Genomic DNA, 13,816 nt, shown 5'->3' with positions numbered 1-13,816 from the left:
AATTGGTGCCTGGGGCGGGACTCGAACCCGCATGGCCGAAGCCGAGGGATTTTAAGTCCCTTGCGTCTACCAATTTCGCCACCCAGGCGCATGAGTCATTTCGCCAAGCGATGAGACGCCGCGGTGAACGTGGTCGGATGATCCGCACGTGAGACGCGAGGAGCGTCGAGATGGAGGCTGAGCCCGGAATCGAACCGAGGTACACGGCTTTGCAGGCCGCTGCATAACCACTCTGCCACTCAGCCTTGTGAGCCGCTGAGTATAGTCATTCCACGCCGGCTTGTCACAAGCAAAACATCGACTGATCCCATCTCGACCGACCCGAGCGGCTGCCTTGGCGCCTGGCGCGGGTCGCTGCCGCTCGGCTGGCGGGCACGGCCGCGCGCCACACCTGGCTCGCGTTCGATTTGGCCGCGACCCTGGATCAACTGATACCATAGTGAACTGACGCAAGCGTCTCGCGTCGTTATCGATGGTGTGTTGCCATGCCCCTGATCAAACCTTTCGCGGCGCTGCGACCCACAGCCGGGCACGCCGGTGACGTCGCCGCCCCACCCTACGATGTGATCAGTGCCGCGGAGGCGCGTCGCATGGTGGTGGACCGACCCTGGAGCTTTCTGCATGTCTCGCGCGCCGAGGTCGATCTCCCCGCGGACAGCGATCCCTACGCACCGGCCGTCTATGCCAAGTCGCGTGAGAATCTGGAGCGGATGCGCCGCGCCGGCATCCTCCGAGCCGACCCCGTCGCTGGCTACTACCTCTATCGCATGTCGAGCGGTCACCACAGCCAAACCGGCCTCGTCGGCGTGGCCTCGCTCGCGGCCTATGCCTCGCACCGCATCAAGCGCCATGAACTCACGCGTCCCCGCAAGGAAGACGACCGGGTCCGCCAGATCGAGGCACTCGCCGCGCAGACCGGGCCGGTCCTGCTCGCTTATCGCGCACGGCCGGAGCTCGACGACCTGATCGCCCGCCTCGCCGCCGACACGGTGCCTGAGAGCGAGGTCACCACCGCGGACGGCGTCTCGCATGCGCTCTGGCCTGTGTTCGATCACGACCAGATGGCAACACTCACACACGCACTCGAGGCCCTTCCAGCACTCTACATCGCCGACGGCCACCACCGTTGTGCCGCGGCGGCACGCGTCGCGCAGCAGCGACGCCAGGCGAATCCCTCCGATACCGGCGCGGAACCCTATCACTTCGTCCTGTCGGTGCTCTTCTCGCATGAGCAGATGCGGATTCTCGACTACAACCGGGTCGTGCGTGACCTGCATGGATTGGATGTCGCAACCTTCATCCGGCGGATCTCGGTCATCTTCGACATCGTCGGTGCGCCCGGCCCGGTGCGGCCCACTCGCGCTGGCGAGTTCGGCATGTATCTCGCGGGCCATTGGTATCGCCTGACCTTACCGCCCGAGCGGATTCCGTTCGACGATCCGGTGGGCCGCCTCGATGTCAGCCTGCTGCAAGACCACCTCATCGGTCCAATCCTGGGGATCCAGGATCCGCGATCGGATGAGCGGATCGATTTCGTCGGAGGGGTCCGCGGACTCGAGGCGCTGGCCCAACGGGTCGAGACGGGCGAGATGGCGGTGGCCTTTTCACTCTTTCCCACCGCCATGGACGCCCTCATGGCGGTAGCCGATGCTGGCGAACTGATGCCACCGAAATCGACCTGGTTCGAGCCCAAGTTGGCCGATGGGCTCGTGAGTCACCTCTTCGATGCACCACGCCAAGACCCTTGAGCAACCCTGCGGAGCCGCGCTGCCCGGTGGATGGTCGCCATTGACCTCCACGCGGCACCTGGTGCTCGCCTCGCTTGCGGCTGGTGCCGTCGTGAGATGGCGAACCAGACCTCACGCGAGCGGTCGAAAGTGGCACGACCTGATCAAGCGTTCGTTCCAGGATGATTGATGGTCAAGCCGACCTCCAACCTGCCAGCGTCACAGGATAACGACGAGTCGACCATTCAACTCTGGCTTACGGAGTTGGAAAGCCACTATGGGCATGACGAGCGCACTCGCATCGCGAGCGCCTGCGCGATCCTGACCAACTGTCGGGGGGATCGGCGCATCGAGACCGGCGAGACCCATGTTCGGCACGTCCTGTCCACGGCGGATATCCTGGTGCAGTTGCGCATGGACTCCGAGACCCTGATTGCCGCCCTCCTCAATGGCTGCCTCGATCAGAGCGATCTCACGGAATCCGAACTCGATGCCCGTTTCGGCCCTGGCATCGCCCGCATGGTGGGCGACCTCTCACGGATCGGCCAGATCGCTCACGTCGATGCCATCATCGCGGCGAAGGACCAGGACGAACACGAGGAGAACCTCCGCCGGTTGCTGCTCGGGATTGCCGAGGACGTGCGCGTGGTCCTGGTCGTTCTGGCCGAACGGGTCCACCTGATGCGCGTCATCAAGGATCTGGAGCCCGAACGGCGGGCCAAGATCGCTCGGGATACCCAGCGTATCTATGCCCCCTTGGCCAACCGGCTGGGGATTTGGCAGATCAAATGGGAACTGGAGGACTTGAGTCTTCGCTATCTCCAGCCCGATGAGTACAAACGGATCGCGGCGCTCCTCGCCGAACGCCGCGAGGAGCGCGAGCATTACATCGCGGCCGTCATCCAAATGCTGCGCGACAAATTCGATGAGGCTGGCATCGACGCCGAGATCACGGGGCGCCCCAAGCATCTCTATAGTATCTGGCGCAAGATGCGGCGTAAGGATCTTGAAATCGCTGAGATCTTCGACCTGCGTGCCGCGCGCATCCTAGTGAAGACGATCCGCGACTGCTACGCGGCGCTCGGCTTGGTCCATGGGCTCTGGAAGCACATCCCGAACGAGTTCGATGACTACATCGCCACCCCGAAGGGCAACATGTATCAATCCTTGCACACGGCGGTGATCGGTCCCGAGGAAAAGCCGCTCGAGGTGCAGATCCGGACCTTCGAGATGCACCGTAACGCCGAGTTCGGGGTCGCCGCGCATTGGGCCTACAAGGAATCGAAAGGACACGACGCTGAATTCCAACGGCGGGTGACCTGGATGCGTCATTGGCTCGAGCTCAAGAATGAAGCCGACGAAGGCGGGAGTTTCCTCGAACGCTTCAAGGCTGAATTCGAACCCGTTCACATCTATGTCCTGACTCCACAATCGAAGGTCGTGGAACTCCCCAGCGGCTCGACGCCGCTTGATTTCGCCTATGCCATCCATTCGGAAGTCGGCAATCGCTGCCGCGGCGCACGCATTAATGGGCGCATCGTCCCGCTCAATTACGAACTGCACAGCGGTGAGACCGTCGAGATCCTGACCCAGAAGAATGCCATGCCCAGCCGCGACTGGCTGAGCCCGCACCACGGCTACCTGACCACGGCGCGCGCGCGCAATCGGGTGCGCCAGTGGTTCAAGCAACAGGATCACGACCAACACCTGCAAGGTGGCCGCAGCGCCCTTGATCGAGAGCTGAGCCGGCTTGGGATCAACGAAAAACCGAACCTGGACGACCTGGCGAGCCGCTTCAACTTCAAACGCGGCGAGGATGTGCTCGCCGCGATCGGACGTGGCGACCTCTCGGTGGGTCAGGTGGCACGCCAAGTCGGTCCACGCAAGACCGAGGAGGTGAAGCAGGTCGAGATCAAGACGCGCGCGCCGCACAAAACCCGCACCGCCTTGGCCACTGATGTCGTGGTGGAGGGCGTCGATGATCTCATGACCAACCTGGCGCAATGCTGTAAGCCCGTGCCCAATGATCCCATCGTCGGCTTCGTGACGCGCGGACGCGGGGTCACGATCCACCGCCAGGATTGCGGGAATCTCCGTCATCTGCCGCCCGCGGAGAGCGAACGTCTGATCGAGGTGCACTGGGCCACGCAACCCGCGCACGGGGGCTACCCGGTCGATGTCCTCGTGATCGCGCTCGATCGCAAGGGTCTGCTGCGCGATGTCTCCTCGGTGCTGTCCGATGACGACATCAACGTCCTGGGCGTCAACACCCACTCCGAGCGTTCCACCGACACGGCCGCGATGCGCTTCACCCTGGAGGTCCGCAATATGGACCATCTCGCGCGGATCATGGCGAAACTCGATCAGATTCCAGATGTCCTCGATGTGCGCCGCTCCGATTGAGACCCGGGGGGCCGACCCCGGCGAAGGGTCCTTGGGGCTCATCGAGCAAATCGCGAGTGGCTTTGCGATCCCGCGACCCGTCGAGCGGATCGCCCCCCTTGGACGCGGCCTGATCAACGAAACCTTCCGGGTGCAGGCCGGGCCGTGTGACTATGTGCTCCAGCGCCTCAACCCGCGGGTCTTTCCCGACCCGCTCCAGATCATGCGCAACCTGCAACGTCTCGCTGCCCATGCCACCCGGCATCCACCCGACGATCTGCACTTGCCGCGCCTCGTTCCCACACACGCCGGGGCCACGGCGCTCCAGGATGCGACCGGTGGGATCTGGCGGCTGATGGAGTTCATCACGAACACGATCAGCCTCCCGTCGCTCGCTTCACCCGCACAGGCCCGGGAAGTCGGCCTCCTACTGGGGCGCTTCCACAGCCTGCTGCAAACCCTGCCAAGCGACGCCATGGGGATCACGCTGCCGGGCTTCCACGAGACACCCGGATATCTGGCCCGCCTCGACGCCTGCCACGCCACCGTCGACCCGGGAGAACAGGACGACGATCTCGCGGCCTGTCTCGGGTTCGTGGAGACGCATCGCGAACTCAGCCGTTGCCTCGCCGATGCGCAGGCCGCGGGGCGGATTCCGGTGCGCATCATTCACGGTGACCCGAAACTCGATAACATGTTGTTCGACTCCAGCGATGGTCGGGCCCGCGCCTTGATCGACCTGGATACGGTTCAGCCGGGCTTGATTCTTCACGATATCGGGGACTGTCTGCGTTCCTGCTGCAACCGCCGCGGCGAAACGGCCGCTGGCGGGGGGGTCTGTTTCGATCTCGATTTGGCAGCGCCGCTCCTGCGGGCCTATGCTCAGCAAACCCGCCATTGGTTGCTTGATGCCGAGCGGAACCTGATCCCAAACGCGCTCGCGCTCATGCCGTTCGAGTTGGGACTGCGCTTTCTGACCGATCATCTCGACGGCAACCGCTACTTCAAGATCACGGAGCCGCATCAGAATCTGCGCAAGGCCGCCGTGCAATTTGCCCTGGTGCGGGATATCGAGGCGAAGGCTGAGTCGATCCAAGCACTGGTCGAGGACGCCTTCACGACAGCACGACAACCCCTGATCCAACCGGGAGCGCACGGAGATCGACCGGCGCGGCCCTGACCGCCAATCATGAGGATAAAGTGGAGATGAGCGAGCACATCAATCTGGTCCAGCGACGCCGTGCCCAGTTGCAAGAGGCGGTTGGAGACTTGGGGCAGTTGGTCATCGACGCCCTGCACGCATCGGTGCAATGCCTCGCCGAGCAGGACACTGGCAACGCTGCCCGAATCATCTCCGACGACCTGCGGATCAACGCGCAGCGGCGGGTCCTCGAGCAGGAATGCCTGGTTGCACTGGCGGCCTACAAGCCCGCGGGGGCGGATTTGCGAGCGATCGGCGCCTGCATGGAGCTGGCCTCGGAGCTCGAGCGCATCGGTGATTATGCCGCCGACATCGCACGCATCATCCTGCGCGCTGGCGAGGCGCGGTTTCCTCGCGAGCCCGTCGAGGCAATCATTGCGGTCGCCACGGATGCCATCGCCATGTTAACGGAGAGTCTCGCAGCCTTTACCGCGAGCGAGGACGAGCAGCACGCGCGCGACAGCATCGCGCGTGAGGAGCAGGTCGACGACAACGAACGCGCCGTGATCGAACAGGTCCTTGCCATGATGCGCGCGGACCCGGACTTCGCCACGCTGGGAACCTACCTGCTCTGGATCGTGCACAACTACGAGCGCGTGGCGGACCGGGCTACCAATGTCGCCGAGCGCACCGTCTATGTGGCCTCGGGTGAAATGCTCGAGTTAGGTTGATCAAGCCGATTGAGCTCGGACGGAACAATCACTCATCTATAGACGGCCCCGCTTCAAGGGACGCGAATCGTCATCGCCTCATGACCGTGGCGTTGCAACAACGCACGCACCCGATCGACCTCGGACGGACTGGCATAGGGGCCGGTGCGAACCCGGTGGTAGGTCTGACCACTGGCCACGGTGGCGACCTCCACGCGACTGGGAATGCCCAGCAAGGCGAGCTCGGCCTTGAGTCGCTCGGCATCGGCACCGCGCCCAAAGGAGGCCACTTGAATCAGGACACCGCGGCCAGCCGCGGCCACCGGCGCGGCCGGCGCCACGGGTGCGACGGGCTCAACGGCCTGCGGTTCAGGACGTGGGGCGGGTGGCGGTGGCGGTCGCACCGCGCCCGTGCCGATGTCGACCTCTGTATCACGAAACAAGTGCGGAAACTCGAAGCTCGGTGACGGGGGCAGGGTGGGACGTTCGGACGGCTCCGCGGCGGATTGTTCGGGCTGTTTGACCGCATCCGGGTTCTGGACCCAGAAGAAGCCCACGATGAAGGCACCCAGCATGCCGCCAAGGAGAAAGGACCAGATACAGGATTGGCCCTGTTTGCGTCGCGGCACGGATGGGCGCCCCACGCTGCCGCGCCGATAGTCTCGAGTCATCTCACATCGACTCCGGTGCCGAAACACCCAAAAGCCCGAGCCCATTGCGCAGCACCTCGCGCACGGCCAGGATCAACTTGATGCGCGCATCGCGCAGGTCAATGTCCTCGACCAAGAATGGGTGAGCGTTGTAATAGGTGTGCAGATCGTTCGCCAGCTCACGCAGGTATTGTGTGAGCTGGTGTGGCTCGGCCTTGAGCGCCGCGGCCTCCACCACCTCCGGATACCGCGCCAGGGTCCGCTGCAAGGCCATCTCATGGGTCTCCGTCAGCCGTTCGAGATGACGCGTGCCCGGCGAGGGATCGACCGCGATTCCGCGCTCCGCGGCCTGGCGCAACACGCTGCAAACACGCGCATGGGCATACTGGACATAATAGACCGGATTGTCGGAGGACTCGGATTTCGCCAGATCCAGATCAAAATCCAAATGTTGTTCGCACCGACGCATGACATAGAAGAAGCGTGCCGCGTCCCGGCCGACCTCCTTGCGCAATTGGCGCAAGGTGACGAACTCGCCCGAGCGGGTCGACATCTGCGCCTTTTCACCGCCTCGGTAGAGGATCGCGAACTGGACCAGCAGGACATCGAGCCGCCCGGCGTCCTCGCCCATGGCGCTCAGGGCCGCCTTCACGCGTGGCACATAGCCGTGATGGTCGGCGCCCCAGATGTCGATGACGCGCTCGAAACCGCGCTCGAGTTTGTCCAGATGATAGGCGATGTCCGAGGCGAAATAGGTACTTTGACCATTCTCACGGACCACGACACGGTCCTTCGCATCACCGAAGGCACTGGACCGGAACCAGAGCGCCCCACTCTGCTCGTAGAGGTGACCGGCCTCGCGCAAGCGTTCGACCGCCCGGTTCACCGCGCCGCTCTCGGCCAAGGTCCGCTCGGAATACCATTCCTGATAGGTCACCCCGAACTGCGCGAGATCCTCACGGATGTCGTCCAGGATGGTGTTCAATCCGAGTTCGAAGACATAACGATAGCGGTTGTCACCCAACAGACGCTTCGCCGCGGTGATCAAGCCATCGATATGGGCTTCCTTGTCGCCGCCGTCTTGGCCATCGGGACCCGCATCGGGAGGAAGTCCAGCGAACACCTCGGCGGCGTCAGCGCGATAGGCCTCACCGTGCTCACGGTGTAAGGTCGCGGCGATGTCCCAGACATAATCACCGCGATAGCCATTGCTTGGGAATGCCACTTCCTCGCCACAGAGCTCCAAATAGCGCAGCCAGATCGAAGCGGCCAGGATGTCCATCTGCCGACCGGCATCATTGACATAGTATTCGCGGTGAACATCGAAGCCCACCGCCTCGAGCAGATCGGCCACCACCGCGCCATAGGCGGCGCCGCGACCGTGCCCAACGTGTAGTGGTCCGGTCGGATTCGCCGAGACGAACTCGACCTGCACGCGCCGCCCCTGCCCCTGATCACTGCGACCATAATCCGGCCCCGCGCGCAGAATCTCCGGGATCACCTGGCGATAGGCATCCTCGGCGAGAAAAAAATTGATGAAGCCGGGTCCGGCGATCTCGACGCGCGCGATCAGCGGCGATGCGGGCAAGGCCGCAACCAAGCGTTCGGCAACCTCACGCGGCTTGGACCTGTGGGTCTTGGCGAGGATCATCGCCAAATTGGTCGCGAAATCGCCGTGGGTCGCATCCCGGGTGCGCTCCACCTGAGGCTCGGGGTGGCCCGCCGAGGACGTGGCGGAGGCCTCGTCGAGACGGGTCAGGGCGACACGGATCAGATCGATGATAGCTTGCTTCATGACGTTGGCTTCAGGGTTCGGGCCGCCCAGTGAGGGGCATGAACGGCACTGTGACGGTGATCCCGCTGATCGTGAGCGCGGTGCGCGACGCACTCGATCGCATGACAGCGCGCAGGCAAGGATAACTCAATCCGTGAGGCCTGATCATGGCCCGCGCGCACGCGGGCCCCTTGAACAGACCCCAAAACCCGGATCGTTCAGCTCATATCCTGGGGATCGATATCGAGCGACCAGCGCAAGCCTCGGGGGCGCGGCAGGGCATGCAAGGCACGCGTCCAACCAGCCAGCAGCCGACGCAATGGACCGCGTCGCGGGGACTGCACAAGGAGTTGAGCGCGATAGCGTGCAGCGCGCCGCTCCATCGGGGCGGGGATGGGACCCCAGAGGTGGACGTCGGGCTCCCGCAGCACCTCGGCATGGGTGCGAGCGCTCATCAGAAAGGCCATGGGCACCTCCGGCATGGGCGCCTCCGCGCGCAGCAGAGCCAGATGGCTGAAGGGAGGTAATTCGGCCTCTTGGCGTTCGGCCAGCGCGGCGGCGGCGAATCCGGCATAGCCATCGCGTAACAGACTCTGCAGCAACGGGTGTTCGGGATGACGCGTCTGCAGGACGACCCGCCCGGGTCGCTCGGCACGTCCGGCCCGACCCGTGACCTGCACGATCAGTTGCGCGGTGCGTTCCGGGGCACGAAAGTCGCTCGCGTAGAGTGATTGATCGAGATCGAGAATACCCACGAGGGTGACCCGCGGAAAGTCATGTCCCTTCGCCAGCATCTGGGTTCCGAGCAGGATCTGCACCTCGCCCCGACGCACCGCTTCGAGCAGGCGCGCGAGTTCACCCTGTCGGCGGGTGGTGTCGCGATCGAGCCGCGCGATCGCGGTCGCTGGAAACAATGCGCGCAATTCATCATCCAGTCGTTCGGTTCCCTGCCCCAACATGCGCAGGTCGGCATCCCCACAGCTCGGGCACGCGCGCGGCAGTGGCTGGAACCACCCGCAGTGATGACACCAGAGACGCCGACGCGCGAGATGGAGGGTCAGACGCGCATCGCAGTGCAGGCATTCCCCCACCCAGCCGCAGGCATGACAGGTCAGCACCGGGGCATAGCCGCGCCGGTTCAGGAAGAGCAGAACCTGATTGCCGGACGCGATTTCGCCGCGCATGCTCTCGCGCAGCACCCCGGACAGTCCCGCTTGCAGGGGTTGATTGCGAATGTCCAGCAGGGCGATCCGAGGGGGCGCGGCCGCGCCGGCGCGCACCGGCAGCCGCAACCAGCCGTAGCGCCCGAGCTGTGCGTTGTGCAAGGTTTCCAATGCCGGCGTCGCGGAGCCGAGGACGACCGGGCACCCCACCAACTGCGCACGCCGCACCGCCACGTCGCGCGCCGAGTAACGGAATCCATCTTGTTGTTTGAGTGAGGTGTCATGCTCCTCATCGACGAGGATCAAGCCGAGTCGGGGCAGCGGCGTAAAGATCGCCGAGCGGGTCCCCAGCAGGATCTCGGAACGGCCCGCCGCGACCTGGTGCCAGGTACGCTCGCGCTCCCCATCGCTGATGCCCGAATGCAGGACGGCGGGGGCGAACGGGAGACGCGCTGCCAGTTGCTGACGCAACTGCGGGGTTAGACCGATCTCGGGCACGATCAAGAGGGTCTGTTCACCGCGAGCCGCGGCGGCCTGAATGAGCCGGATATAGACCTCGGTCTTGCCACTCCCGGTGACCCCTTCGAGCAAGAAGGAACGAAACTGACCGAATGCCTGCGTCACCTGGTTGACGACCTCGACCTGATGCGGGTTCAAGTCAGGTCCAGCGTCCGCGGGCGCGGCCCGCACACCCGTGGCCGCGGCCGGCACCCCGGGCACGATCGAGCAATCCTCGATGAGCCCGCGGGCACGCAGGTGGCGCAGGGCCGGCTGGCAGGAGCCCAACTGGCGGGTCAATTCGGCACGGCCGATGCCCGATCCCGCGGCGCGAATCACCGTCAAGAGTGCACGCTGCTTGGGCGCCCGACGGAGCTCGGCGAGATCGAGCACCCGTCCAGCCGCGGTCGCCGCGACGCCGCGCTCCTGCTCCAGGTCGAGGGCACGGGGCCGGCGCAGACGCACCGGCAGCGCGGTGAAAAGGGCCTCGCCGAGCGGCTGACAGTAGTAGTCCGCGGCCCAACGGATCAGGACAAGATCCACCGCGGCAAGCAGTGGCTGGGGGTCGAGCACGCGCTCGATGTGCTTCAGGCTCGTGGGATCCTGTTCCGTCGTCGTGGCCAGTTCCAACAGGACTCCGACCCGCCGCGAACGACCAAAGGGCACCAACACCCGCACGCCAGGGACCCATCCCGCGCGCGGCGGGACGGCGTCTGTCCCGCAGGGGGCAAGCGGTGGCCAATAATCGAAGGTCCCCAACAGAGGCGCGGCGACCGCCACCCGCAGGATCGGTCCGCTTGACTCGTTCGCCGCACGTGGGTCGGTGCTCACGGTGCTCGCCCAACCCCACCCGCGGGACGCCCATCCGCGACCCTGAGCCAACCGGATCGACGCCGCACAGCAGCGCGCCCGCGTCCGCTTCGAGCCAAACCCACCACCCGATTTGTCAGGTCGCCTGCGCGCTGGAAGGTCTGGCGCCGTTGGTCACCTTGAACCACCCCCTCCACCCGCTCCAGTCTGTGGATAAATCTGAGGATAACAACTGGGCAGGGGGCCTGGAGACCGCTCGTCATGACGATTTCGTCACCGCGCCAACATCTTGAAAAGGATTAAAAGAATATTCTTCATCAATAGCTTGCGCCGCAGGCTCGAAGGGCTTGAGGCCCCCCACGCACGCCGTTCGCCGCCCGGCTGCCTCTGCGCCGACATTGTGAATGATCAACAGCTTCACGGTTCGCCGGCGACATCATCGCTGCTCACCGAGGCAGGACGCGCGCGAGGTCGCTGACGGAGGTCGCGCGTGCGTCTGCCGCGCGTGCGCGATAGGACCCGTCACGTGTTCGGTACACCACCCGCAACCATCAGATCACCTGACCGATCGGTTGCGAACAACCAGGATGTCCGGCTTGCCAAGGGTGCCGGCGGGCGACATCGTGGGGATACCGCAGGGACGGGTCTTGGGTTGCGCGTCGCCATCGACGTTGTATGATGCGCTGAAACTCCCCGCGGTGATACTGCAATGTTGTCATTGAATCAACAAGTTCTGCGGACGGATCTGGCTGGCATGCCAATGGAGTGGATTGACTACCGAGTCGCCGCCCGGCTCTATTTCCTCGAGCAGGTCGCCTATGCCTGCGGCGATCCACTCTTCGTGTTGCGAGGCGGGATCAATGCGAACACGCACCGCCAAAGTCGGCTGGAGATCCACTCCATCATCGCCACCTATGGCACCCATCACACCCTGGCCAAACTCAAGGACGATTATGCACCGCCCTTGTCGAACCGCACCCTGTTCCATCGCGACGACCACATGTGCATGTACTGCGGGACCCGTCTCTCGCCGCGGCACCTCTCGCGCGACCATGTGCGCCCAACCAGTCGGGGCGGCAAGGATGTCTGGAACAATGTCGTCACCGCCTGTATTCGCTGCAACAATGACAAGGCCGGGCGCACGCCCGAAGCGGCTGGCATGGAGCTGCTCGCCGTTCCCTTCACCCCCACGCACGCCGAGTACATCTATCTCATGGGCCGGCATGTCCTGGCGGATCAGATGAGCTTCCTGCGCGCCCATTTCCCTCGCTCCAGCCCCCTGCACCGGCGCATTGCACGCGGCCTGCACGAGGCCGTGCATGACTGATCTGGAGCCGCTCGCGCGGGCAATCGAACGCGCAACGGGGCAGCCCTTCAAGCTCAGGCGTCACTTGAACGTCGGTGGGGGCTGCATCAATCGGGCGGTCGTCCTCAGCAGCGCGGACAGCAGCTACTTCGTCAAGCTCAACAGCGCTGAGCGATTATCCATGTTCGAGGCCGAAGCGGCCGGTCTCGAGGCCTTGGGTCAAGCAGCCGCCATCCGTGTGCCAACGCCGATTTGCTGCGGAACCACGGACGCGCAGGCTTATCTCGTCATGACGCATTGCGATCTCAGCGGACGTCTCGATCCCGCGCGCGCCGGTGAGGGGTTGGCGCAACTGCATCGCAACACCGCGACAGGCTACGGCTGGCATCGCGACAACACCATCGGCTCGACCCCACAGCACAACCACTGGGCACCGGACTGGGTGTCATTCTGGCGCGATCACCGACTCGGCTTTCAACTGGAGCGAGCGGTTCAGAATGGTCATGGCCGCGACTTGGGCGCGGCAGGAGAGCGCTTGCTGCTCGGACTCTCCGCCCTGATCGGGCATCATCCGCCCGCCTCACTGCTGCACGGTGACCTCTGGGGCGGCAACATCGGTGCACTGCCAGATGGCGAGCCGGTGCTGTTCGACCCGGCGGTTTACTATGGCGATCGTGAAACCGATCTCGCCATGACCGAGCTGTTCGGTGGCTTCGGCTCCGGCTTCCACGCCGCCTATCGTGCGGCCTGGCCGCTCCCGCCGGAGTTTGCCACCCGCAAGGTGCTCTACAACCTCTATCACGTCCTCAATCATCTCAACCTATTCGGTGGCGGCTATCGCGCCCAGGCCCAGCGCATGATCGACCAACTGCTCGCCGAGATCCGCTGAGCGGTCGGTGGCGACGGGGCGTTCCGGTGCGCCGGGCTCCCGCATCGCTGGGTCCATTTCAACAGCCACCATCCACCCGCACCGCGGCACCTGGCGATCCAGCAGCAGCTGACCGGACTGCATCATCGTCATTTCCTTGACGATGACAGATATGTTAAAAGCTGATGGAAGATCGACCATGGCGCCAATGACCACCGACTTGAGTTACGCCGACCCTTTTTTTTCCATGCCTCGCGAACTGCTCATCTTGCGGCACGCCAAATCGGATTGGCACTCCAACGCGACGAGCGACTTCGATCGTCCGCTGGCCAAGCGCGGCAAGACGGATGCCCCCAAGGTCGGTGCCTGGCTCTATCGCGAGGGTCTGGTGCCTGATGTCGTCGTCAGTTCCCCCGCCGAGCGCGCGCGCCAAACGGCTTCAAAAGTGTGCAAATGCCTCGACATCAAGAAGAAGCAGATCATGTGGGACGCCGCCATCTACGAGGCTGACGTTCCAACGCTTCTCCAAGTGCTCGCACGCTGCCCGGATCAGGCCACCCTGGTGCTCCTGATCGGCCACAACCCCGGACTGGAGCAGCTCCTGCTTCATTTGGTCGGAGAGGATCTCGAGTTCCCCGAGGACGGGAAGTTGCTCCCCACCGCCACGGTCGCGCGCCTGGAAATGCCGGAGCTGTGGGATGAACTGCCTTCGGGCAGTGGTCAGTTGATGTCGATCACACGACCACGACGCCTCAAATCCTAGGGCCGGCCCTTGTAGCTTGCCCGC

Annotated in this window: 12 protein-coding genes and 2 tRNA genes; 7 read left to right on the top strand and 7 right to left on the bottom strand. The window is 64.4% G+C overall.

What is annotated here, in order from left to right:
* Window positions 1-3 precede the first annotated feature (3 nt).
* Window positions 4-88, bottom strand: a tRNA-Leu gene (locus tag CKO25_RS00295).
* Between the two features lie 83 nt (window positions 89-171).
* Window positions 172-245 (bottom strand) — tRNA-Cys (locus CKO25_RS00290).
* Between the two features lie 240 nt (window positions 246-485).
* Between CKO25_RS00290 and CKO25_RS00285 the strand changes: the two genes are divergently transcribed.
* The 4 genes from CKO25_RS00285 to phoU all read left to right on the top strand — a co-directional run bounded on the left by CKO25_RS00285 (window position 486) and on the right by phoU (window position 5,981).
* Window positions 486-1,748, top strand: a complete 1,263-nt coding sequence (locus CKO25_RS00285) for a DUF1015 domain-containing protein (RefSeq protein ID WP_200385914.1) — start codon at window positions 486-488, stop codon at window positions 1,746-1,748.
* Window positions 1,749-1,916: 168 nt separating this feature from the next.
* A complete protein-coding gene (locus CKO25_RS00280; RefSeq protein ID WP_200385913.1) occupies window positions 1,917-4,130 on the top strand; it encodes a RelA/SpoT family protein in 2,214 nt (737 codons plus the stop codon).
* Window positions 4,102-5,289, top strand: coding sequence for a phosphotransferase enzyme family protein (locus CKO25_RS00275; protein WP_242467235.1), 1,188 nt, complete (start codon window positions 4,102-4,104; stop codon window positions 5,287-5,289). Before CKO25_RS00280 ends, CKO25_RS00275 begins: the two co-directional genes overlap by 29 nt.
* 26 nt (window positions 5,290-5,315) lie before the next feature.
* A complete protein-coding gene (gene phoU, locus CKO25_RS00270) occupies window positions 5,316-5,981 on the top strand; it encodes a phosphate signaling complex protein PhoU (protein ID WP_200385912.1) in 666 nt (221 codons plus the stop codon).
* Between the two features lie 53 nt (window positions 5,982-6,034).
* On the opposite strand, the gene CKO25_RS00265 is transcribed toward phoU, so the two are convergent.
* The 4 genes from CKO25_RS00265 to CKO25_RS00250 all read right to left on the bottom strand — a co-directional run bounded on the left by CKO25_RS00265 (window position 6,035) and on the right by CKO25_RS00250 (window position 11,276).
* A complete protein-coding gene (locus CKO25_RS00265; RefSeq protein ID WP_200385911.1) occupies window positions 6,035-6,631 on the bottom strand; it encodes an SPOR domain-containing protein in 597 nt (198 codons plus the stop codon).
* Between the two features lies 1 nt (window position 6,632).
* Window positions 6,633-8,405: an arginine--tRNA ligase gene (gene argS, locus CKO25_RS00260; protein WP_200385910.1), complete on the bottom strand. Its 1,773-nt coding sequence runs from the start codon at window positions 8,403-8,405 to the stop codon at window positions 6,633-6,635.
* A 197-nt stretch (window positions 8,406-8,602) separates the two neighbouring features.
* On the bottom strand, window positions 8,603-10,876 hold the full coding sequence (locus CKO25_RS00255; RefSeq protein ID WP_338115032.1) for a primosomal protein N': 2,274 nt from the start codon (window positions 10,874-10,876) through the stop codon (window positions 8,603-8,605).
* A gap of 238 nt (window positions 10,877-11,114) precedes the next feature.
* A complete protein-coding gene (locus CKO25_RS00250; RefSeq protein ID WP_200385909.1) occupies window positions 11,115-11,276 on the bottom strand; it encodes a hypothetical protein in 162 nt (53 codons plus the stop codon).
* 288 nt (window positions 11,277-11,564) lie between these two features.
* Between CKO25_RS00250 and CKO25_RS00245 the strand changes: the two genes are divergently transcribed.
* Together CKO25_RS00245 and CKO25_RS00240 are read left to right on the top strand one after the other, a co-directional pair.
* Complete coding sequence (locus CKO25_RS00245; RefSeq protein ID WP_200385908.1) at window positions 11,565-12,182, top strand: HNH endonuclease; 618 nt, start codon at window positions 11,565-11,567, stop codon at window positions 12,180-12,182.
* Window positions 12,175-13,050 (top strand): fructosamine kinase family protein, encoded by an 876-nt coding sequence (locus CKO25_RS00240; protein WP_200385907.1) that lies wholly within the window; start codon window positions 12,175-12,177, stop codon window positions 13,048-13,050. Before CKO25_RS00245 ends, CKO25_RS00240 begins: the two co-directional genes overlap by 8 nt.
* On the opposite strand, the gene CKO25_RS00235 is transcribed toward CKO25_RS00240, so the two are convergent.
* Window positions 12,982-13,230 carry a hypothetical protein gene (locus CKO25_RS00235; RefSeq protein WP_200385906.1) on the bottom strand — a complete coding sequence of 83 codons (249 nt, stop codon included), beginning with the start codon at window positions 13,228-13,230 and terminating at the stop codon, window positions 12,982-12,984. The genes CKO25_RS00240 and CKO25_RS00235 overlap by 69 nt on opposite strands.
* Window positions 13,231-13,276: 46 nt before the next feature.
* On the opposite strand from CKO25_RS00235, the gene CKO25_RS00230 reads away from it, so the two are divergent.
* The gene (locus tag CKO25_RS00230) at window positions 13,277-13,792 is read left to right on the top strand and encodes a SixA phosphatase family protein (RefSeq protein ID WP_200386300.1); all 516 of its coding nucleotides are present in this window, start codon (window positions 13,277-13,279) and stop codon (window positions 13,790-13,792) included.
* The last annotated feature ends 24 nt before the right edge of the window (window positions 13,793-13,816 follow it).

This window comes from Thiocapsa imhoffii, from assembly GCF_016583985.1.
Lineage (GTDB): Bacteria > Pseudomonadota > Gammaproteobacteria > Chromatiales > Chromatiaceae > Thiocapsa > Thiocapsa imhoffii.
This window is presented reverse-complemented; position numbering and strand designations above follow the sequence as displayed.